The sequence below is a fragment of the Actinosynnema sp. NPDC059335 genome (assembly GCF_042752395.1).
Classification (GTDB): Bacteria; Actinomycetota; Actinomycetes; order Mycobacteriales; family Pseudonocardiaceae; genus Actinosynnema.
Genome location: NZ_JBHYXZ010000001.1, coordinates 1 through 21166 on the forward strand (window position 1 = coordinate 1; position 21166 = coordinate 21166).

The 21166-nt window shown below is 73.7% G+C and carries 22 protein-coding genes and 1 tRNA gene; 6 read left to right on the forward strand and 17 right to left on the reverse strand.

Annotation, left to right across the window (positions count from 1 at the left end; all coding sequences use genetic code 11):
• The 8 genes from ACFXGA_RS00005 to ftsH form a co-directional block, all read right to left on the reverse strand.
• A partial coding sequence (locus tag ACFXGA_RS00005; RefSeq protein ID WP_378082737.1) for a DUF6779 domain-containing protein occupies positions 1-794 on the reverse strand: 794 nt, incomplete at its 3' end.
• Between the two features lie 50 nt (positions 795-844).
• A complete protein-coding gene (locus tag ACFXGA_RS00010; RefSeq protein WP_378082738.1) occupies positions 845-1297 on the reverse strand; it encodes a DUF3180 domain-containing protein in 453 nt (150 codons plus the stop codon).
• Between the two features lie 17 nt (positions 1298-1314).
• On the reverse strand, positions 1315-1971 hold the full coding sequence (locus ACFXGA_RS00015) for a maleylpyruvate isomerase family mycothiol-dependent enzyme (RefSeq protein WP_378082740.1): 657 nt from the start codon (positions 1969-1971) through the stop codon (positions 1315-1317).
• A 53-nt stretch (positions 1972-2024) separates the two neighbouring features.
• Positions 2025-2507, reverse strand: coding sequence for a 2-amino-4-hydroxy-6-hydroxymethyldihydropteridine diphosphokinase (gene folK / locus ACFXGA_RS00020; protein WP_378082742.1), 483 nt, complete (start codon positions 2505-2507; stop codon positions 2025-2027).
• On the reverse strand, positions 2500-2862 hold the full coding sequence (folB, locus tag ACFXGA_RS00025) for a dihydroneopterin aldolase (RefSeq protein WP_378082744.1): 363 nt from the start codon (positions 2860-2862) through the stop codon (positions 2500-2502). The genes folK and folB overlap by 8 nt, the downstream gene beginning before the upstream one ends.
• A complete protein-coding gene (folP, locus tag ACFXGA_RS00030) occupies positions 2855-3640 on the reverse strand; it encodes a dihydropteroate synthase (protein WP_378082961.1) in 786 nt (261 codons plus the stop codon). Before folP ends, folB begins: the two co-directional genes overlap by 8 nt.
• A 29-nt stretch (positions 3641-3669) precedes the next feature.
• The gene (gene folE / locus ACFXGA_RS00035; RefSeq protein ID WP_378082745.1) at positions 3670-4314 is read right to left on the reverse strand and encodes a GTP cyclohydrolase I FolE; all 645 of its coding nucleotides are present in this window, start codon (positions 4312-4314) and stop codon (positions 3670-3672) included.
• Positions 4311-6572: an ATP-dependent zinc metalloprotease FtsH gene (gene ftsH / locus ACFXGA_RS00040; protein ID WP_378082747.1), complete on the reverse strand. Its 2262-nt coding sequence runs from the start codon at positions 6570-6572 to the stop codon at positions 4311-4313. Before ftsH ends, folE begins: the two co-directional genes overlap by 4 nt.
• Before the next feature lie 420 nt (positions 6573-6992).
• Between ftsH and ACFXGA_RS00045 the strand changes: the two genes are divergently transcribed.
• Positions 6993-8690 (forward strand): substrate-binding and VWA domain-containing protein, encoded by a 1698-nt coding sequence (locus ACFXGA_RS00045; protein ID WP_378082748.1) that lies wholly within the window; start codon positions 6993-6995, stop codon positions 8688-8690.
• 142 nt (positions 8691-8832) lie between these two features.
• Here the strand turns inward: ACFXGA_RS00045 and hpt are convergent, their stop codons facing one another.
• From hpt to dacB, 4 genes are all read right to left on the reverse strand, one after another.
• A complete protein-coding gene (gene hpt / locus ACFXGA_RS00050; protein WP_378082963.1) occupies positions 8833-9384 on the reverse strand; it encodes a hypoxanthine phosphoribosyltransferase in 552 nt (183 codons plus the stop codon).
• A 17-nt stretch (positions 9385-9401) separates the two neighbouring features.
• On the reverse strand, positions 9402-10313 hold the full coding sequence (gene tilS, locus ACFXGA_RS00055) for a tRNA lysidine(34) synthetase TilS (protein WP_378082750.1): 912 nt from the start codon (positions 10311-10313) through the stop codon (positions 9402-9404).
• Positions 10310-11323, reverse strand: a complete 1014-nt coding sequence (locus tag ACFXGA_RS00060; RefSeq protein WP_378082751.1) for a zinc-dependent metalloprotease — start codon at positions 11321-11323, stop codon at positions 10310-10312. Before ACFXGA_RS00060 ends, tilS begins: the two co-directional genes overlap by 4 nt.
• Before the next feature lie 173 nt (positions 11324-11496).
• Entirely contained in the window at positions 11497-12855 is a 1359-nt protein-coding gene (gene dacB, locus ACFXGA_RS00065; RefSeq protein ID WP_378082752.1) for a D-alanyl-D-alanine carboxypeptidase/D-alanyl-D-alanine-endopeptidase, read from the reverse strand.
• 381 nt (positions 12856-13236) lie between these two features.
• Here dacB and ACFXGA_RS00070 point away from each other — a divergent pair, with 381 nt between their 5' ends.
• The gene (locus tag ACFXGA_RS00070) at positions 13237-13740 is read left to right on the forward strand and encodes an inorganic diphosphatase (RefSeq protein ID WP_378082753.1); all 504 of its coding nucleotides are present in this window, start codon (positions 13237-13239) and stop codon (positions 13738-13740) included.
• A gap of 70 nt (positions 13741-13810) precedes the next feature.
• On the opposite strand, the gene ACFXGA_RS00075 is transcribed toward ACFXGA_RS00070, so the two are convergent.
• On the reverse strand, positions 13811-15484 hold the full coding sequence (locus ACFXGA_RS00075; protein WP_378082754.1) for an MDR family MFS transporter: 1674 nt from the start codon (positions 15482-15484) through the stop codon (positions 13811-13813).
• On the reverse strand, positions 15484-15987 hold the full coding sequence (locus ACFXGA_RS00080) for a MarR family winged helix-turn-helix transcriptional regulator (RefSeq protein ID WP_378082755.1): 504 nt from the start codon (positions 15985-15987) through the stop codon (positions 15484-15486). Before ACFXGA_RS00080 ends, ACFXGA_RS00075 begins: the two co-directional genes overlap by 1 nt.
• A gap of 140 nt (positions 15988-16127) precedes the next feature.
• Here ACFXGA_RS00080 and ACFXGA_RS00085 point away from each other — a divergent pair, with 140 nt between their 5' ends.
• The 3 genes from ACFXGA_RS00085 to ACFXGA_RS00095 all read left to right on the forward strand — a co-directional run bounded on the left by ACFXGA_RS00085 (position 16128) and on the right by ACFXGA_RS00095 (position 17848).
• The gene (locus tag ACFXGA_RS00085) at positions 16128-16580 is read left to right on the forward strand and encodes a DUF4442 domain-containing protein (protein WP_378082758.1); all 453 of its coding nucleotides are present in this window, start codon (positions 16128-16130) and stop codon (positions 16578-16580) included.
• Positions 16581-16716: 136 nt separating this feature from the next.
• A complete protein-coding gene (locus tag ACFXGA_RS00090) occupies positions 16717-16887 on the forward strand; it encodes an excalibur calcium-binding domain-containing protein (protein WP_378082759.1) in 171 nt (56 codons plus the stop codon).
• Positions 16888-16897: 10 nt separating this feature from the next.
• Positions 16898-17848 (forward strand): TIGR03617 family F420-dependent LLM class oxidoreductase, encoded by a 951-nt coding sequence (locus tag ACFXGA_RS00095; RefSeq protein WP_378082760.1) that lies wholly within the window; start codon positions 16898-16900, stop codon positions 17846-17848.
• Here the strand turns inward: ACFXGA_RS00095 and ACFXGA_RS00100 are convergent.
• Together ACFXGA_RS00100 and ACFXGA_RS00105 are read right to left on the reverse strand one after the other, a co-directional pair.
• On the reverse strand, positions 17835-18005 hold the full coding sequence (locus ACFXGA_RS00100; RefSeq protein ID WP_378082761.1) for a hypothetical protein: 171 nt from the start codon (positions 18003-18005) through the stop codon (positions 17835-17837). The genes ACFXGA_RS00095 and ACFXGA_RS00100 overlap by 14 nt on opposite strands.
• A 166-nt stretch (positions 18006-18171) precedes the next feature.
• Positions 18172-18245 (reverse strand) — tRNA-Thr (locus ACFXGA_RS00105).
• Between the two features lie 125 nt (positions 18246-18370).
• Here ACFXGA_RS00105 and ACFXGA_RS00110 point away from each other — a divergent pair.
• Positions 18371-19951, forward strand: a complete 1581-nt coding sequence (locus ACFXGA_RS00110; RefSeq protein ID WP_378082764.1) for a hypothetical protein — start codon at positions 18371-18373, stop codon at positions 19949-19951.
• A 6-nt stretch (positions 19952-19957) separates the two neighbouring features.
• Here the strand turns inward: ACFXGA_RS00110 and ACFXGA_RS00115 are convergent, their stop codons facing one another.
• Entirely contained in the window at positions 19958-21157 is a 1200-nt protein-coding gene (locus ACFXGA_RS00115) for a DNA polymerase III subunit delta' (RefSeq protein WP_378082964.1), read from the reverse strand.
• Between the last annotated feature and the right edge of the window lie 9 nt (positions 21158-21166).

Genomic DNA, 21166 nt, shown 5'->3' on the forward strand with positions numbered 1-21166 from the left:
GGGTGGGGAGTTGTCTTAACCCCCCGGGGGGGGGGGGGGGGGCGCGCGCCCCCCCCCCGGGGCGCCCCCGGGCGCGGCTGCGCCGTCGCCCGCGCGGGTTCCCGGCGCGCCGGCTGGGCCTGCTCCCGTCGCGCGGGCTCGGGGCGCGTCGGTTCGGGACGCCGAACCGGATCCTTGCGCGCGCCGTCGCCGACCCGCTCGATCAGCTCGGTCCGGTCGGCCTGCGGCTTCTCCGCGGCCTTCTTCGTCACCGGCACGCCCGCGCCCGCCGTGATGATCCGCTTGTCGCCCACGGCCATCAGCCGGGACTGGTCGGACAGCGCGCGCATCCGGGTCGACTCCGCGCGCAGCGCCACCCGTTCGACCAGCACCTCGCCGCCGAGCAGGGCCTCCAGGTTCTCCCGCAGGGCGCGCAGCTCGGCGCGCAGCGCCTCCAGGTCGTCCTTGGCCTCCTCCTGCACCCGCTTGCGGGTCTCGGCCTCGACCTCCAGCTCGTACTCGCGCCGGGCGGCGATCTCGCGCTCCAGCTCCAGCTCGTAGACCGACTGCAGGTCGGCCACCTCGTCCTCGCGCTCGGTGACCTGCCTGCGGTAGCGCGCCGCGAGGAACGCGCCGACCAGCGCCGCCCACAGCGCCGCGACCACCGCCAGGCGCAGCCAGCGGGCGTTGTCGCTCAGCACCAGCACGGCCGCGGCGCCCAGTGCGAGCGCCAGTGCCGCTACCAGCAGCAGGCGCCCGGGGCCACGACCGTGATCTCGCTGCTCGTCCTCAGCCGACGCGCCTCGCCCGGTCATGGCGTCTACCGTACCGGTCAGTTATCCGATTGAGACCTCCGCGTCCGCATTCACTGGTCGAGGTGCGGGTCGTCGGGCGTCCTGCAGCAGCGCTCCAGCCACAGCGCGGCGGCGATCAGCAGCGCCGCGCAGACCACGCCGACGATCCCGCTGACCACGTCGTGCCCGGCCGCCTCGAACTCGTCGCGCACCGGCGCCACGTACACCAGCACGCCCGCCCACGCGCCGAGCATGATCGCGCCGAGCACCGACGACGCCTTGGCGAACGCGACCGCCCGCGCCGCCGTCAACGGCTCGACGGGGCGCGCGCCGGGCTTGCGCAGGATGCGGGCCCGCAGCGAGAACGCGAGCCACAGGTTCACCAGGGCGATCACCAGCAGGGTGAACCCGGCGAACGTCGGCAACGGCGGCAGCGTGTCGTAGGCGAGCCTGATCAGCAGGTGCGCGAGCAGGCCCGCGACGAGTCCGGCGGCGAGCAGGTCACGGGGCTTGGTGAACCTCACCCCACCATCGTCCCCGACTACTCGACCAGCGCGGCGTCGCGCCGGCCGAACAGCGACAGCACCGGGAGCCACGGCGCGGGATCGACGTCCCAGTCCAGCGCCCGCACCTGCGCCTCGCTGCGCCGCCCGCCCAGCACGCGCAGCAGCTCGAACGCCGACGTCCGCAGCCCGCCGACAGGCTCGCCCTCGCCCACGACCCGGTCGCCGTGCTCCAACGTGATCCGCAGCGCGGGCAGGCGCCCCTCCCGCAGGCGCCGGTCCAGCTCCTGCAACGGCCGCGTCAGCGCCGCCCGCACGGCCACGCCGTCGCGCTCCCCCGGCCGGCCCAGGGCGGTGCGGATGTCGTGCTCGTGCGAGACCACCTCGGTGACGAGCACCGCGCCCGTGGGCGAGTCGAACAACCCCTCGGACAGCTCGAAGTTCCGCTCCCACTCGACCAGCAGCTCGCCCATGGTCCGGTCACGCCGGTCGCGCACGTGCCGCTCGCCCCACGACCCGTCCGCGACGCCGTCGAGCCGCCGCTCGGTGACGTCGCCCAGCCCGCCGGCCAGGTGCGCGACCACGTCCTTGACCGTCCACCCGGGACACGCCGCGACCTCCGCGTCGGGGTCGCCGCCGGTGGCGAGGCCGATGATCCGCCGCCGGGCGGCGTCGTAAGTGACCGCGTTGCTCATCGCGCCACCTCCGCGGCCACGCTAACCCCGCCGCCCGGACCCCGCAGCGCCGATCAGGTCAGGCGGAGGTCGTCCCGCCGGGCGACCCCGTCGAGCCCGAGCGCGGCCAGCAGGTCGCGCACCGCGCCGTGCCCCGGCACCACCGCGTCCGGCTCCACGTCCAGCCACGGCGCGAGCACCGACGCGCGCTCGTGCGCGCCGGGGTGGGGCAGCAGCAGCTCCGGGTCCGCGGACCGCACGCCGTCCACGGTGACCACGTCCACGTCCAGGGTGCGCGGTCCCCAGCGCCGCTCCCGCACGCGGCCGGCCGCCCGCTCCAGCGCCTGGCCGCGGCGCAGCCAGCCCCACTCGTCCTCGTCGCCGGACACGACCAGCACCGCGTTGAGGAAGTCGCCCTGGTCGGTCACGCCCCACGGCGCGGTCTCGTACACCGGCGACGCGGCCACCAGCACGTCGGCGAACCCGGCCACCGCCAGCCGCAGGTAGCCGAGCCGGTCGCCCAGGTTCGAGCCGAGCGAGAGCACCGCCCTAGTCACGGGTCCGCCGGATCGTCACCGAGACGTCGCCGAACGCCAGCGGGATCGGCGCGGACGGCTTGTGCACGGTCACCTCGGTGGCCCGCACCCGCAGGTCGGTCATCACCTCGTCGGCGACCTTGCCCGCCACCGTCTCGATCAGGTCGTACGGCCCGCCCGCCACGATCGCCGCCGCCCGCTCGGCCAGCTCGCCGTAGTGCAGCGTCTCGCGCAGGTCGTCGGTGGCCGCCGCGCGCGACAGGTCGAGCCACGCGGTGATGTCGACCAGGAAGTCCTGGCCGTCCCGCTTCTCGTGCTCGAACACGCCGTGGAACCCGCGCACCCGCAGGCCGCGCAACGAGATCCGGTCAGTCATGCCCCTGCCTCCACGCCCGTGCCACCGCCACCGCGTCCAACGACCGCCCGACGTCGTGCACCCGCACGCCCCACGCGCCGTTGAACGCCGCCAGCGCCGACACCGCCGCGGTCGCGTCCTCGCGGCCGTCCGGCGCGCGGTCGCCCAGCAACGCGCCGAGGAAGCGCTTGCGCGACGCGCCGACCAGCACCGGGAACCCCAGCTCCAGCAGGGAGCCCAGGCCGTGCAGCAGCCGCCAGTTGTGCTCGGCGTTCTTCGCGAACCCCAGCCCGGGGTCGAGGACGATGGCGTCCGACGCCACCCCGGCGGCCAGCGCGTCGTCCACCCGGCGGCACAGCTCGTCGCGCACGTCCCGCACCACGTCGTCGTACACCGCGAGCCGGTCCATCCGCCTGCTGTGCCCGCGCCAGTGCATCAGCACGTACGGCACGCCCGCCGACGCCACCAGCGGCGCCATCCCCGGGTCGGCCAGCCCGCCGGACACGTCGTTGACGATCGACGCGCCCGCGTCCAGCGCGGCCCGCGCCACCTCGGCCCGGGTGGTGTCCACGCTGACCGGCACGCCCTCGGCGACCAGCGCCCGGATCACCGGGGCGACCCGCCGTGCCTCGACCTCGGGCGGCACCCGGTCCGCGCCGGGCCGGGTCGACTCGCCGCCGACGTCCACCAGGTCCGCGCCGCGCCGGAACATCGCCACGCCGTGTGCCACCGCGTCGTCCAGGTCGAGGTACCGGCCGCCGTCCGAGAACGAGTCCGGGGTGACGTTGAGCACGCCCATCACCACGCAGTGCCCCGGCCTGGGCACGCTCACCGCGAACGTCCCTTGATCAACTCGATGGCCTCCGCCCGCGACGACGCCGAGCTGCGCAGCAGCCCCCGCACCGCCGACGTCGTGGTCCGCGAGCCGGGCTTGCGCACGCCGCGCATGGCCATGCACAGGTGCTCGGCCTCGACCACCACGATCACGCCGCGCGGCTCCAGCCGCCGCATCAGCGCGTCGGCGACCTGCGAGGTGAGCCGCTCCTGCACCTGGGGCCGCTTGGCGTACAGGTCGACCAGCCGGGCCAGCTTCGACAGCCCGGTCACCCGGCCCTGCTCGTTCGGGATGTACCCGACGTGCGCGACGCCGTGGAACGGCAGCAGGTGGTGCTCGCAGAACGAGAACATCGGGATGTCGGTGACCAGCACCAACTCCTCGTGGCTCTCGTCGAACGTCCTCGCCAGCACGCTGTCCGGGTCGGTGTGCAGCCCGGCGAACAGCTCCCGGTACGCCCGCGCCACCCGCGCCGGCGTGTCGCGCAGCCCTTCCCGCTCCGGGTCCTCACCGCACGCGAGCAGCAGCTCGCGCACCGCCGCCTCGGCCCGCCGCTGGTCGAAGGGCCGGCGCGCGAGACCGGCCCCCCCGTTCGCGGAGGGGCCGGTCTGGTCGAGCGCGGTGCCGTTCTCGGTCACGTGCGGTTGTCCGGGTCCGTGTCGAAGGACCGCTTCCCCGAGTCCGCGTCCGTCGGCTCCGGCTGCCACGGGGGTGGCTGCCGGTCGCCGCCGGGCACCGTGGCCGGCGTCCACCCGGGCGGCGCGCCGTAGTTCGGCGGGCCGGACGACGGGTGCTGCGGCGGGTAGGGCTGCGCCTGCTGCGGGTAGGGCTGCGCCTGCGGCGGGTACGGCTGCGCCGGCGGGTACGGCGAACCCTGCACGCCGTTGCTGCCGTTCGGCGGCGTGGGCGTCGGGTCCGGCGTCGGCGGTTCGGCGTCGAGGGTGTCCTCGATCGCGGGCGGCCACGGCTCGCCGCGCTCCTTGGCCAGCTCCGCCGGGGTCTTGACCGGCGGCTTGTCCGACGGGGTGCGGTGGCCGAAGTCGTTGAACTTGGTGATCCGCGGGCGCTTCTCGACCTTGGCGAAGATCCGCTCCAGGTCCTTCTGGTGCAGGGTCTCCTTCTCGATCAGCTCCAGCGTGAGCGCGTCGAGCACGTCGCGGTAGGTGTTGAGCACCTCGTACGCCTCGGTGTGCGCGGCCTCGATCAGCTCGCGGACTTCCTCGTCGATCTCGTGCGCGACCTCGAGCGAGTAGTCGGCCTGCCGGCCCGCCGTGCGGCCGAGGAACGGCTCGCCCTGCTCCTGGCCGTACTTGACCGCGCCGAGCCGGGCGGACATGCCGTACTCGGTGACCATCGCGCGGGCGATCTTGGTCGCCTGCTCGATGTCGTTGGACGCGCCCGTGGTCGGCTCGTGGAAGACCAGCTCCTCGGCGGAGCGGCCGCCCAGCGCGAACACCAGCCGGGCGATCATCTCGGACCTGGTCATCAGGTCCTTGTCCTCCTCGGGCACGGACAGGGTGTGGCCACCCGTCCGGCCGCGGGCGAGGATCGTGACCTTGTAGACCGGGTCGATGTCCGGCATGGCCCACGCGGCCAGGGCGTGCCCGGCCTCGTGGTAGGCGGTGATCTTCTTCTCCTTCTCGGAGATGATCCGGCTCTTGCGGGCCGGGCCGCCGATCACGCGGTCCACCGACTCCTCCAGCGCGGCGCCGGTGATGACCGTGCCGTTCTGGCGGGCGGTGAGCAGCGCGGCCTCGTTGATCACGTTGGCGAGGTCCGCGCCGGAGAAGCCGACGGTGCGCTTGGCCAGGCCGTCCAGGTCCGTGTCCGGGGCCAACGGCTTGCCCTTGGCGTGCACCCGGAGGATCTGCTTGCGGCCCTTGAGGTCGGGCGCGGACACCGGGATCTGCCGGTCGAAGCGGCCGGGGCGCAGCAGCGCCGGGTCCAGGATGTCGGGCCGGTTGGTGGCCGCGATCAGGATGATCCCGCCGCGCGAGTCGAAGCCGTCCATCTCGACGAGGAGCTGGTTGAGCGTCTGCTCGCGCTCGTCGTGCCCGCCGCCGAGGCCCGCGCCGCGGTGGCGGCCGACCGCGTCGATCTCGTCCACGAAGATGATGCACGGCGCGTTCTGCTTGGCCTGCTCGAACAGGTCGCGCACGCGCGAGGCGCCGACGCCGACGAACATCTCCACGAAGTCGGAGCCGGAGATCGAGTAGAACGGCACCCCGGCCTCGCCGGCCACGGCGCGCGCGAGCAGCGTCTTGCCGGTGCCGGGCGGGCCGTAGAGCAGCACGCCCTTGGGGATCTTCGCGCCCAGGGCCTGGTAGCGGCCCGGGTTCTGCAGGAAGTCCTTGATCTCGTACAGCTCTTCGACGGCCTCCTCGGCGCCCGCGACGTCGGCGAACGTCGTCTTGGGCATGTCCTTGGACAGCTGCTTGGCCTTGGACTTGCCGAAGTTCAGGACGCGGTTGCCCCCGCCCTGGGCGTTGTTCATCATCCACATCAGCAGGAGCAGCAGCAGGCCGAGCGGGACCAGGTACAGCAGCATCTGCATCAGGAACGAGTCCTGGGTGACCTTGGTCTCGACGACCGGCTTGTTGCTCGCCTGGTCGAGGATGGTGAAGACCTCGTCCGTCGAGCTCGCCGGGAACTGGGCGCGCACGCGGTTGCTGCCCTCGACGGTCACCCCGTCGTTGAGGGTGAGCTTGAGGAGCTGCTCCTTGTCCTCGATCGTGGCTTCCTTGACCTGGCCGTCCCGGATCTGTTGCAGTGCCTGGGACGTCTTGATCGGGGTGTAGCCCCGGTTGTCGTCGAAGAGCACGTTGAAGGCGTAAAAGAGCAGCAACACCGCCACGATCCACAGCAGCGGGTTGCGAAGCAGGCGCTTGCGGTCCATGCACTTACGGCCGGCGGGCGGCCTCGACCCTCCCTGACTTGTCGACGGGCGCAGACGGGCACACCCGTCCGACCAGACTACCGCCCATGGCTCGGGCGGAGCGCTCCGCGTGCGGGCCCTGTCGCGTCTTGCCGGACCAACGGGCGAGGGCCGCCCGGTGTTCCCGTGGTGACCGCGGACACGGAGCGCAGGTCAACGGCGGTTCGGCGGGCCGGTCGACGCGATCGTGAACCGGGCGGGCGTGGGGGCCGTAACCCTGACCGGGGGTAGTGCGTTACTAGCAGGTAGCAACAACGTGAGGACCGTTCGAGTGACGTAGAACACGAGAGTTTGTCACGTGAGTGAGCCGTGTCATCCTCGGCTTCACCCAGTGCTCGTCACCCTCCACCCGAAAGGGTGAACACCACCGAGGTACGTCACATGTCAGCTCGCAACCCGGAGCGCGGCCGCCTCCGCCGCGCCGTCCTGCCCGTGGGCGCGCTGCTGGGCGTCGTCGCCGCGGCGGGCATCACCGTCGTGGCGCTGCGGGCCACCAGCGGACCCGAGTGCCGGGGCACGCTGCCCCTCAAGGTCGCGGTCACCCCCGCGGTCGAGGAGGTCGTGCGCGGCGCGGCGGACGACTACCAGGCGGACCGGCCCATGGTCGACGGCAGGTGCGTGCAGGTGCAGGTCGAGGCGCGCGGCGCGGCCGACGTGGCCAACGAGCTGCCGACGGCCCAGATCAACCCGCCCGCGCTGTGGGTGCCGGACTCGTCCATGTGGGCCGCCCAGACCCAGCGGCAGGCAGGCGACGAGGGCGCGGACGCCCCGCGGCTGGACGTGCGGGCGTCGCTGGCCAGCTCGCCGGTCGTCATCGCCGGCTCCGAGCGGTCCATGAGCGCGCTCGGCTGGCCGATCACGCACGTGTCGTGGGCGAAGGTGGTCGACCCGACCGTGCCGGTGACGCTGAGCGACCCGACCACGTCCACCGAGGGCCTGGCCACGCTCGCGGTCATCCGCTCGCAGCTCGGCAACCCGGACGGCACGCCGAAGCCCGAGCTGATCGGCGCGCTGCTGCGGGTCGGCCGCAACGCGCTGCCGTCCGTGCGGGACGCGTTCGGCAAGGTCGTGCAGGGCGAGGAGAACGCGCCGGTGTTCACCGCGTCGGAGCAGTCCGTGCTGTCCGCCAACCGGGCCGCGGGCTCCCGGCGGGTGGTCGCCTCGTACCCCAAGGAGGGCACGGTCGCGTTCGACTACCCGGTGGTGCGGGTCGGCCGGGCGGGCGAGCAGGACGGCGTCGCGGAGGCCGCGGAGGGCTTCGAGCAGGCGTTGCGCACCGACCGGACCGCGCAGCGGTTCGCCGAGGCGGGTTTCCGCACGCCCGACGGGCGGGCGCCGGGCGGCTGGACGAACGACGCGGACGGCGTGCGCGGCGACGACGTGACCGTGGTGGCCACGCCGGACCCCGACCAGGTCGCCGAGCTGCTGCGCACGTGGGGCGCGGTGAGCCTGGACACCCGGCTGCTCGCGGTGCTGGACGTGTCCGGCTCGATGGCCGAGAAGATGAGCAACGGCCAGACCCGGGTCGAGGCGGCCCGCGAGGCGGCGCTGACCGCGTTGGGCATGCTGCCCGACACCTCGGAGATCGGCCTCTGGGCGTTCTCGACGGACAAGAACCCGCCGGACGACTGGGTCGAGCTGGTGCCGGTCGGGCCGCTGGGCGAGCCGATCAACGGCGCGCCGCGCCGGGTGCAGCTGCAGAAGGGCGCGGGCAGCCTGCCCGGCCTGGTCGGCGGCGGGACGGCGCTGAACGAGACCGCGCTGGCCGCGTTCCGGCACGTGCAGCGGACCTACGACCCGTCGAAGATCAATTCGGTCACGCTGATCACCGACGGCAGCAACGACGACATCTCCAGCATCGACCTGCCCGGCCTGCTGGCCACCCTGAAGCGGGAAGCCGACCCGGCCCGCCCGGTGCCGATGATCATGGTGGGGCTGGGCGCGGACGCCGACATGAACGCGCTGCGGCAGATCGCCGAGGCCACCGGCGGCAAGGCGTACCAGGCCATGGAGCCGGAGGACATCCGCGGCGTCCTGCTGGACGGCATCTCCCAGCGCCGCTGCCGGCCGAACTGTTAGAGGACCCGACCACCCCGCGAGGCCGCGTCGGCCTGTCGCGTCGCCTTTCCCGCCGATCACGCTCTTCGATCGGCGGGACACGCGGCGCGATGGGCCGACTCCCCAGGCGGCCGAGCCCGCCGTCTGCGGAGCAGCGGCAACCTCACCCCGAGTAGACCTTGGGGTCCAGGGTGCCGATGTAGGGCAGGTCGCGGTAGCGCTCGGAGTAGTCGAGGCCGTAGCCGACGACGAACTCGTTCGGGATCTCGAAACCGACGTACTTGACCGGCACCTCGACCTTCACGGCGTCGGGCTTGCGCAGCAGCGTGCAGACCTCCAGCGACCGCGGCTTGCGCGACGCGAGGTTCTTGAGCAGCCACGACAGCGTGAGGCCGGAGTCGATGATGTCCTCGACGATGAGCACGTCGCGGTCCGCGATGTCGCGGTCGAGGTCCTTGAGGATGCGGACCACCCCCGAGGACGAGGTGGACGAGCCGTAGGAGCTGACCGCCATGAACTCGAGCTGCACCGGGACCGGGAGCGCCCTGGCCAGGTCGGTCATGAACATCACCGCGCCCTTCAGCACGGTGATCAGCACCAGGTCGTTGCCGCCGTCGGCCGGGTAGTCAGCCGCGACCTTGTTGGCCAGCTCGGTGACCTTGTCGCTGATCTCCTGCTCGGTGATGAGCACGGAGCTGATGTCGCCGTCGTACACGGACGGTTCCCCTTTTGTCATGACTGCACTGGTTCCACTCGCAGCCTGCCATGCGCGCGCCGAGCCACAAAGCCGCCCGGGAGCCACACGCCGCCCTGCCCGCGCCACTCGCTCACCAGCGCGTCCACCCGGCGCAGGTGCGAGTCGGACAACTCGGGCACCCGCTCCGCGAGCAGCCAACGCCGCAGGACGCGGCGGCGCAACGCGGCCGGCAGGCGGCCCACGTCGGTCACCGAGCGGCAGTCGCCGTCGAAGCGCTCGGCCAGCTCGTCCAGCGCGTCGTTGTCCTCGCGGAGCTGGGCGGCGGTGCGGGCGAGGGCGTCGGCCACGCCGCCCTGGAGCACGTCCTCCAGCAGCGGCAGGACTTCCCGGCGCAGGCGGACCCTGGTGAAGCGGGGGTCGGCGTTGTGCGGGTCGTCCCACGGGGTCAGGCCGAGTTCGTCACACGCGGCCTTCGTCACGGCCCGGGGCACCCGCAGCAGCGGCCGGCCCCACGGCGGGTCGTGCGGGCGCATGCCGGCGATGCTGCGCGGCCCGGAGCCGCGGCCGAGGCCGAGCAGGACCGTCTCGGCCTGGTCGTCACGGGTGTGGCCGAGCAGCACGAGGCCGCGTTCCGGCCGCAGGGCGGCGTACCGGGCCCGGCGCGCGGCCGCCTCAGGTCCACCCGATCCGGTGACGACCACCCGGCGTACCTCGGCGGTCAGGCCCAGTTCCCGGCACGTGCCGGCGGCGCGCTCGGCGACCTCGGCCGAGCCGGGTTGCAGGCCGTGGTCCACGACGACGGCGGACGCCTCGGTCAGCCCCGCCGTCACGGCGGCCAGCGCGAGCGAGTCCGCCCCGCCGCTCACCGCGACGGTGACCCGCTCGGGCCGGTGCTCGCGCAGGAACCGCTTCACCGCCGTGCGCACCTCGGCGAGCGGTCCGTTCACGGTTGGACGCGACGCAGCCACGCGGCCGGGTCGGCGATCTCCGCACGGGTCGGGAGGGTGTCGGCACTGGTCCAGACGGTGTTGAAGCGCTCCATGCCCACCGCGTCGACCACGTGCCCGGTGAACGCCGCGCCCTCCGCGTACTGGCGGACCTTGGCCTCGACGCCGAGGAGCGTGCGCAGCACCCGGTCCAGCAGGCCGCCGCCCTGGCGGCGGGCGGTGAAGCGCTCGCGGATGGTGCGCACCGACGGCACGACGTCCGGGCCGACGGCGTCCATGACGTGGTCGGCGTGGCCCTCCAGCAGGGTCGACAACGCGATGAGGCGGTCGAGCACCTCCCGCTGGGCCGGGCTCTGGAGCAGGTCCACCAGGCCGCCCGCCTCGCGCAGCCGCTTGGGCAGGTCGCGCAGGCGGGGCGCGGAGCTCTCGTCCATGCTGCCCAGCAGCGCCGCCACCAGGCCCGCGAAGTGGTCGGCCAGCCACGGCACGGCGGTGAACTGGAGCCGGTGGGTGCCCTCGTGCAGGCAGACCCACATGCTGAAGTCCTCGCCGGAGACGTCGAGCGCGCGCTGGGCCCCGACGATGTTCGGCGCCACGAGCAGCAGCCGGCCGCCCTCGGAGAACGGGTCGTACTGGCCGAGCACCCGGCCGCTGAGGAACGCGATGACGACGCCCGCCTGCACGCCCGCCGTGCCCGCCAGGACGCCGCTGAGCGCGCCGGACTGCCTCGGCAGCGCCCCGTCGGTCAGGGCGGAGAGGCCGCGCACGGCCGCGCGCACCCACCCCGGGCGGTCGACGACCTCGCCCTGCTGGAGCGGCAGCCCGTGGCCGAGGCCGGTGAGCGCGCGCACGTGCACCTCGGCGTCCACGGCGAGTTCCCGCAGGCGGTGCACGGCCACGTCGGCCTCGGCTCTGGGCACGATCGGGCCGGGGCGGAGGAGCCTGGTCGCCGTGGTGACGGCCAGGGCCCAATCGACCGGGGCACTGCGGTCCTGCGTCGCCGGGTTCACCCTCCTGACGCTACCTGCGCGGACCACCGGGACAACACTCCCGTCCACGCCTCCCGAACGTAGGGCTCACGCGCGAGTCCCACGTTCGGAACGCGAGTGTCCTACGTTCGGAACGCGTGTGTCCTACGTTCGGAACGCGTGTGTCCTACGTTGGGAACACCCGGGTTCACCGCTCAGGACGTGCAGCCGCAGGTGCGCAGCGCCGCCGCCATCTCGTCCAGCCCGCCGCGCACCAGCGTGTTGTTCGGTTCGGGGCTCAACGACATGAACGCGAACACCAGCAGTCGGCCGTCGGTGTCCACCACCACGCCCGCGAGCGTGTTCACGCTCGTCAACGTGCCCGTCTTGGCCCGGACCCAGCCGCGCCCGCCGGCGCCCCACTGCTCGTAGCGCCCGGCCAGCGTGCCGCTGCCGCCCGCCACCGGCAGGGCCGTCAGCAGCGGCCGCAGCTTCGCCGTCTTCGGGTCGGACGCGTCGGGCTTGGCCGCCACCGCCAGGACGTCCGCGAGCAGCTTGGCGGGCACCTTGTCGTTCGGCGACAACCCGCTGCCGTCCACGATCGTCGACGTCGACAGGTCGAACCCGTTCTCGGTCAGCACGTCCCGCACCGCCTTGGCCGCGCCCGTGAACGACGGCTCCAGCCCCCGCGCCTTGGCCACCTCGCGCGCCATCGTCTCGGCCAGCACGTTGTCCGAGATCTGCATGAGGTTCTCGACCAACCGGTCCACCGGCGCGGACTGCACCTCGCCGAGCACCTCCGCGCCCGACGACGCCACCCCGGCCGCCACCGCGGGCACGCCGAGCCGCTGCGCCAACGCCCGCGCGGCCGCCTCGGCGGGCGTGGACGTGCGCGGCGTGTCGTACTTGGTGGGGTCGCCGCGACCGCCGTCCAGCATCACGGGCTCGATCGGCGAGACGTACCCGTTCGGCACGTCGCCGGGGTCCCAGCCCGGGGCCATGCCGGGCCCCGCGTACCGCGACACGTCGTACTGCACCTGCGTGATCTGGCCGCCCGAGGCGCGCACCTGCGCCGCGAGGTCGTCCATCGTCGCCGCGCCGGGGTACACCGTGGTCTGCCCGGCGGGCAGGGACGACAGCGTCGGGTCGCCGCCGCCCACCAGCACCACCGACCCCGGCTGCGAGCCCCGCACGACCTTGGTCGAGAACCGCGACGTGTGGTCGAGCGCCAGCAGCGCCGCCGCCGCGGTCAGGACCTTGATCGTGGACGCGGGCGTCTGCGGGGCCGTCTCGCCCTGGTTCCACAGCGCGGTGCCGGTGGCCGGGTCCACCACCAGGCCGGACAGCGGCGCGAGGACGCCGTTCGCCGCGGGGCCGGCCAGCACCGCCCGCACGCCCGCGGCCGTCGGCGCGGCCCCGCCCGTGCCCACGGCCTGCATCGCCAACGTCACGGGCGCGGGCGGCGACGGCGCGGCGGTCGTCGCGGCGGGCGTGCCGTCGAACCACCCCTGGCGCGTGCCGACCACCGCCGTGCCGGCGAGCGCGACCACCAGGAGCGCCACGGCGGCGAACACGAACGGGCGCTTGCGCCGCCGTGCCGGCGGCGAAGGCTCTTCACGTTCCGTGATCGGTTCAGGGACCGGTTCAGGTTCCGACTTGATCTCTTTCCGCGGCGGCGCGGGGGGCGGCGCAACGGGCTTCGGCGGCACCCGCGGGGGCTCGGCCGGCGTCGGGGCGCTGATCCGCACCGTCGGCGGGTCAGGCCGTCTGACCTGCATCGTCGGCGGCTCGCGGTCGACCTCGTCACCGTCAACGGTCGGCCACGATGGCTCGTCGGGCACGCAGTCCTCCGCGGTCGGGTACGGGCAACGTCACACCCTCGGCAAAGGGTTGACGAGACGTCGTAGTCCACACTAGTGGCGTAACGAACGGCGAAGACGAGCGAGGACCGCGCAGTGGAGTTCGACGTCACCATCGAGATCCCCAAGGGGGTCCGCAACAAGTACGAGATGGACCACAAGACGGGGCGCATCCGGCTCGACCGGACCCTGTTCACGGCCACTCAGTACCCGGCGGACTACGGGTTCGTCGACGACACGCTCGGCGAGGACGGCGACCCGCTCGACGCGCTCGTGCTCGTCCAGGAGCCGACGTTCCCCGGCTGCCTGATCCGGGCCCGCGCGATCGGCATGTTCCGCATGACCGACGAGAAGGGCGGCGACGACAAGCTGCTCTGCGTCCCGGCGGAGGACCCGCGGTCGGAGCACCTGCGCGACATCCACCACCTGAACGAGTTCTACCGGCTGGAGATCCAGCACTTCTTCGAGGTCTACAAGGACCTGGAGCCGGGCAAGAGCGTCGAGGGCGCGACGTGGGTCGGCCGCACCGAGGCCGAGGCCGAGATCGTCCGCTCCTACCAGCGGTTGAAGGACGCCGTCGCGCGCGGCGAGGAGCACTGACCCGGACACCGCGCCGACACGCCGAAGAGGCCCGCCCCACGCCGGGGACGGGCCTCTTCGCGTTCGACGGTCAGTGCATCGCGATCGGGGCCGGCTGCTCGCCCTCGTCGCTCGCGTCCTTCACCCGCTCCAGGCCGGAGCGGTTGGACAGCGGCACCTCGCGCAGGAACCAGACCACCGCGAAGCCCACCAGCGTCACCACGCTGCCGACCAGGAACACCAGGTCGATCGAGCCGGAGAAGCCGTCCAGGAACGGCCGGGCCAGCACGCGGTCGAGCGTGGTCAGGAACTCCGTGTTGTCCAGGTCGAACCCGGACCCGCTCTGCAGGCCGGCGGCGAACTCGCGGTTCTCCGGCCGGGCCAGCGCCGCCTGGAACTCGGGCGTGCCGGCCGCCGCGCGCAGCGCGTTGCCGATCTTGTCGCCGACCGTGCTGAACAGGATCGACAGGAACACCGCGGTGCCGACCGTGCCGCCGATCTGGCGGAAGAACGTGGCCGACGAGGTCGCCACGCCCATGTCGCGCGGCTCGGCGTCGTTCTGGATCGCCACCAGCAGGGTCTGCATGCACAGGCCCAGGCCCGCGCCGGTGAAGAACATCAGCACCAGCGGCTGGTAGATCGGCGTGTCCGTGCCGACCCAGCTGAACAGGAACAGCGTGATCGTCATCAGGCCGAACCCGAGCACCGGGAACACCTTGTAGCGGCCGGTCTTCGCGGTGATGTTGCCGCTCGTGCCCGCCGCGGTCATGATGCCGAGCGTCAGCGGCAGCATCATCAGGCCGGACTGGGTGGCCGAGTACCCCTTGACGATCTGCAGGTACAGCGGCAGCGACACCATCGCGCCGAACATGCCGACGCCCAGGATGAAGTTGATCGTGTTGCCGAGCGAGAACGTCTGCCGGCGGAACAGGCGCAGCGGGAGCAGCGCCTCGTCGCCCATGCGCTTCTCGGCCAGCACGAACCCGACCAGGCCGACCACGCCGATGACGTACATCGCGATCGCGGTGCCCGACGCCCAGCCCCACTCGCGGCCCTGCTCGGCCACGATCAGCAGCGGCACCAGGCCGAGGGTCAGCAGGCCCGCGCCGACGAAGTCGATCCGGTGGTTCACCCGCTGGTGCGGGATGTTGAGCACCTTGGCGACCACGACCAGCGCGACCAGCGCGACCGGCACGTTGATCAGGAACACCCAGCGCCAGCCGGCCGTGCCCAGGAACGACTCCATGCCCGCGAACAGGCCGCCGACCACGGGGCCCGCGACGCTGGAGATGCCGAACACCGCCATGAAGTAGCCGGTGTAGCGGCTGCGCTCGCGCGGCGAGGTGATGTCCGCCAGGATCGCCATGGCCAGCGACATCAGGCCGCCCGCGCCGAGGCCCTGCACCGCCCGGAACGCGGCCAGCTCGTACATCGAGTTCGCGATGCCGGACAGCAGCGAACCCGCGAGGAACAGGGAGATCGCGGTCAGGTACATCGGCTTGCGGCCGTAGATGTCGGACAGCTTGCCGTACAGCGGCGTCGAGACCGTCGCGGTGATGAGGTACGCGGTGGTCGCCCACGCCTGCAGCGTCTGGCCGTGCAGCTCGTCCGCGATGGTCTTCATGGCCGTGGCCACGATCATCTGGTCGAGCGCGGCCAGGAACAGCCCGAGCAGCAGGCCCGACAGGATCGTCAGGATCTGCCGGTGGGTGAGCAGGGCGGCGCCGGGTGGCGGCGCGTCCGCTCGGGTTGTCGTTTCCGACATCACTTCTCCCCTTCTGAGCGCGGCCCCAGTCCGCCCTCAGCGATGAAATCCGGGAGCGCCTTCTCGTAGTCCCCCACGAAGCGCTCGAAGTACTCGATGAACCGGGTCCACTCCTGCGGGGACCAGTCCGAGAACAGGCGGGCCAGCGCCTGGTTGCGCTGCTCGCGGCGTTCGGCGAGCAGGCGTTGCCCCGCCTCCGTCACCGCCAGCACGCTCGCGCGGCCGTCCTCCGGGTCGGCCCGGCGTTCCACCAGGCCGTCCTTCACCAGCGTCGCCACCTGCCGGCTGACCGTGGACGGGTCGGAGTACACGGCCTCGGCCAACGCGCTCGACCGCGACGGCCCCAGGTGGTTCAGGTTCGCCAGGAGCACGAAGGACGCCTTGTCCAGGCCCGACTTGCTCAGGTGCGCGGCGACGCAGGCGTGCATCTTGTTCAGGCGGACCAGCGCCATGCCGACCCGGTCGGCCAGGGCGAGCTGGTCGGCCCTCACGTCGTCACCCACCGGGGTCACCATCGCACGCTCCGTTTGCTTGCATCAAACAACTAGTTGCCGAATACAAGCATGCGCTCGGTCACGGGCTCCTGGCAAACGAAATACCGGTGACGCGCGTCTCGTGGTTACCGGCCGGTAGCATCCTGGCCATGAGCGCTGACCACTCGTTCGTCGCGGACGCGATGAAGCAGGCCGTGCCGTGGGTGAAGACCGCCGGCGTGGAGTTCCTCGACGTCACGGGCGACCGCGTGGTCGCCGAGCTGCCCGACCGGGAGGAGGTGCGCAACCACGTCGGCGGCCCGCACGCGGCGATGATGTTCGGCGTCGCGGAGACCGCCTCGGGCGCGGTGGTGATGGCCGCGTTCGCCCCGCACCTGGCCACCGCCACGCCGCTGGTCGTCCGGTCGGAGATCGCCTACCGGAAGCTGGCGCTGGGCGTGCTGCGCGCCGAGGCCGTGCTGGGCCGGCCCGCGGCGGAGGTGGTGGCCGAGCTGGAGTCGGGCACGCGGCCGGAGTTCCCGGTCGCCGTGACCATCACCGACGCGGACGGCGTGACCACCGGCGAGATGACCGTCGTCTGGACCCTGCGCCCGAACCGCTGACGGCGAGTGATCAACCGGACGTGCCCAGTGGTGGACGCCCGCACGATCACCCTTTCCGGCGGAGGACGGGTGCGGCCGGCCGGGCCGGCGCAGCCGGGCGAGTGCTGGGCGGCGTCCGCCACCGCCTCCCGCGCCCGTGCCGACCTACGCCCCGCCCCCGCCGGCTCCCCGGCCCGAACCGCCGGCCGCCGCGTACTACGCGAACTGCGACGCCGTCCGCGCCGCGGGCAAGGCGCCCCTCTACGCCGGCGACCCCGGCTACCGCGCGGCGCTGGACCGGGACAAGGACGGGGTCGCCTGCGAGTAGGTTGCCCGTCGTGAAGGTGGACCGGGTGGAGGTCGGCTACGACCCGCTCACCGTGCCGGCCGCGGCGCGGGCGGCGGAGGCCGAGGGGTGCGACGGGTTCTGGCTGGCCGAGACCCGGCACGACCCGTTCGTCGCGCTGGCCCGCGTGGCCGGCGCGGTGGAGCGGATCGAGCTGGGCACGGCCATCGCGGTGGCGTTCGCGCGCAACCCGATGAGCACCGCGGTGCTCGCCAACGACCTCCAGCTGCTGTCCGGCGGCCGGTTCCACCTCGGCCTCGGGTCGCAGGTGGAGCCGCACATCACCAAGCGGTTCGGCATGCCCTGGTCGCGGCCCGCCGCCCGGATGCGCGAGTTCGTGCTGGCGCTGCGCGCCATCTGGCACGCCTGGGCCACCGGCGAACGGCCGCGGTTCCGGGGCGAGTTCTTCACCCACACCCTCATGACGCCGTTCTTCGACCCCGGCCCGAACCCGCACGGCCCGCCGAAGGTGTGGCTGGCGGGCGTCGGCGAGCTGATGACCGAGGTCGCGGGCGAGGTGGCGGACGGCTTCCTGTGCCACGCCTTCACCACCGAGCGCTACCTGCGCGAGGTGACGCTGCCCGCGCTGGCGCGCGGCCGCGCCAGGGCGGGCAAACCCCTGGCGGGGCTGGAGATCAGCGGGCCGTCGCTGGTGGCGTGCGACGAGGAGGGGGTGGCCGAGGCGCGGCGCCAGATCGCCTTCTACGGCTCGACGCCCGCCTACCGCAAGGTCCTGGACCTGCACGGCTGGGGCGACCTGCACGAGGAGCTGCACCGCCTGTCGCGGCGGCAGCGGTGGGACGACATGACCGCGGCCGTCACCGACGAGGTCCTGGCCGCCTTCGCCGTCGTGGGCACGCCCGCCGAGGTGAAGGCCGAGCTGACCCGCCGCTACGGCGACGTGATCACCCGGATCGCGGCCCCGGTGCTCAGGACCGGATGAGGTGACGCCCGCTCGGCTCGTCCCGCATCCAGTGCCGGAACAGCTCGGCCCGGGCGCGCGCCACGGCGCACCGCCGCACCCAGCGCCGGCGGCCGACCCGCGCCGCGAGAACGGCCAGCGGCAACGCCAACACGGTCAGCAGGACCATCGTGACCATCGCCATCACCTCCACGGTGGCAACGACACCCTCGCTCACCGCTGACGCCGATGGGGAAAAGGTCACCCGGACGGAGCAACGCCGCCGTCCCACCCGTGACGGACCGGGTTCGACCGGAAAAGAAAGAGGACCAAGCCGGTCGCCCGACTTGGTCCCCGTCCCGCTGAGCCGCCTGTCGGAATCGAACCGACGACCTGCTCATTACGAGTGAGCCGCTCTGGCCGACTGAGCTAAGGCGGCGAGACGCGACAACTATAGCCCAACGCCCCGGCGTCACCGCACCGGGGTTGGGTCGTTAGAGCGGGCAGTGACGGCGCTCACCCCGACGTCGCGACGAGAGGCCGCTCCCCGGGAGGTTCGACCGCATGCGCCTGATGGCCCTGCCCGCCGCCGCCGTGCTGGTCGCGCTCTGCGCCGCGCCCGCCCTCGCCCAGCCGACCACGACGCCGGTGCCCGGACCGCGGGACCCGGACCAGCCGCCGATGTCCGCCACGCCCGCGCCCACCGCCCACGCGATCGGCGACGCGGGCACCGGGCTGGCCGTGGTCCGGCTCGCGCCGGGCTCGACGCCGACCGCCTCGATCCTGCCCGGCTTCGGCGAGCAACTGCCCGAGCGGTCCGCGGCGGAGATCGGGGTCGGGCTCGCGTCCGCCCAGGCCAACACCGAGGCGTTCCTGACCTACGAGCGGGCCGTGGCGCAGGCTTCGCCCCTGGGCTTCGCCGTGGGGGGCCGCGCGCCGCAGACGCCCGGCACGCTCGTGCAGACCGCCTCGCCGGACAACGCCGCGCCCGTCACCGGCGGCCTCACGCCGCCCGCCACCCCGCTGGACGCCCTGCTCGAGGTCGGCCTGCTCGACGGCAGCGCCCACGCCCGCTGGGACGACCGGCTCGGCCCGTGCGTGACGCCGCTCGCCGACGCCAAGACCTCCGTCGCGTCCCTCAGCGTCCTCAACGCGATCCCCACCCTGCCGAGCACCCCCGACCTCACCGGCCTGCTCGCCCAGGACCAGCCCCGGCTCGACGCCGCCGCGCGGCAGTCCCTGGTCGACACCGTCAAGCAGCTCACCGCGCCGCTCAGCCGACTCGGCGGCCTGCTCTCCGGCACACCCGACACCGGCGCGAACGGCTCGCTGCTCAGCCTCCCCGAGACGCTCCGCGCCCACTCCGTGGTCGAGCTGGTCGACCTGCCCGGCAGCCCCAACAAGGCCGTCAAGTCGACGTCCACGCTCCAGGCGGCGAGCATCCGCCTCCTGGCCGGCACGCCGGCCGAGATCCGCGTCGACGTGGTGAGCCAACCGACGCTCGTCGCGCTGTCCACCGGCGACCGGGCCACCTCGTCGATCTCCTACACCGCGCCCGTGCTGCGGGTGAGCCAGGGCGGCCGGGAGCTGGGCACGCTCGACGCCGCCAACCCGAAGCTCGACGTGCCGATCGGCCTCGTCCCGGGCCGGGACCTGCCGCTCGTCGGGGCCCTGGCGGACGGCCTGCCCAAGCTCGACATCGGCGTGCTGCGCCTCCAGGTCGCGCAGCTCAACCGGAAGGACACCGACCTCGACGGCCCCCTCCAGCAGGGCGGACCCACCATCAAGGGGTTCATGCTCGGGGCCACCGCGCGCCTGCTCGACCTCCAGCTGCTGCCGACCGACGCGCTCGGTCTGCCGAACCTGCCATCGGCGCTGGCGCAGGTGTCCCTGGGCGAGCAGGTCGTGCGCGCGGCGGCCCCGACCGGCGGCGTCGTCTGCGCGCCCCCCGCGACCCCGCCGGGTGGCGGCGGGCAGGCGGCGCCACCGACGCCGGGCCAGCAGCTGGCCTACACGAACGCGGCGTACCGGACGGTCCCGATCTTCTGGACCGGCACGGCGCTGCTGCTGATCGGCGTCATCGTCGTCGCCGCCCTGCCGGCCCGACGCCCGACCGCCGCCACGCCCCGGCCGCCCTCGGCCTGAGCCCCGTCAGCCGCGCTGCAACGTGGTCAGCATCGCCTCGATGGCGATGCGCGGCTTCACGTTCAGCTCCAGCGCGGTCCGGCAGTTCAGCACCGCCTCCAGCCGCCGCAGCGTCGACTCCGGCGTCCACGCCGCCGCCGCGGCCCGCGCGTCACCGGCCCGGTCGGGGTGGTTGAGCGCGGCCGGCGCGCCCGCGGCGGTCACCAGCACGTCCCGGTAGAACGCGGCCAGGTCGACCAGCGCCTGGTCGAGCGAGTCGCGCTGGGTCCGGGTGGCCCGCGACTTCTGCCGCTTCTCCAGGTCCTTCAGCGCGCCCTTCGCGCCCCGGGTCGCGGCGGCCGTGCCCTTGCCCGTCCCACCCGCGCCCATCGCGGTCTCCAACGCCTCCCGCTCGGCCTGGTCACGGCCCTCGTTCGCGGTCAGCGCGTCGCCCTCGGCGGCCGACACGAGCTGGTCGGCGCAGGTGAAGATGTCCGCCGGCCGCCGCAGCGCGACCGGGATCCGCAGCACGGCCTCGCGCCGGGCCCGCGACTGCTCGTCGGTGGCCAGCCGCCGCGCCCGGCCCACGTGCCCGCCGCACACCGACGCCGCCCACGCCGCCATCTCCGGCGCGACGCCCTCGTCCTCCAGCGCCGAGGCGATGGCGGCGGCCCGGGGCGTCGCCAGGGACACGATCCGGCACCGCGACCGGATGGTCACCGACACGTCCTCGGGGTGGTCCGACGGCGCGCACAGCAGGAACACGGTCCGCGCCGGTGGCTCCTCCACGGCCTTGAGCAGCGCGTTCGCCGCGCCCTCGGTGAGCCGGTCGGCCTCGGCGATGATCACCACCTGCCACCGCCCGGACGTCGGCCGGCGGGCCGAGACCTGCACCAGCGACCGCATCTCGGCCACCGAGATCGACAACCCCTCGGGCGCGACCACCCGCACGTCGGCGTGCGTGCCCGCCAACGCCGTGTGGCAGCCGGCGCACGTGCCGCAGCCCGGCCGGTCGTCCACGGCGGTGCACTGCAACGCGGCCGCGAACGCCCGCGCCGCGACCGAGCGCCCCGAGCCCGGCGGCCCGGTGAACAGCCACGCGTGGGTCATCGCGCCCGGCGCGGGCGACCCGCCCGCCACGATCGACGCGGCGGCCGCGGCCGCCGCGGCGGCCCCCCCGCCCCCCGCCGGCGGGCCGACGCCCAACCCCCACCCCCCCCCCGTCACCCCGCGACC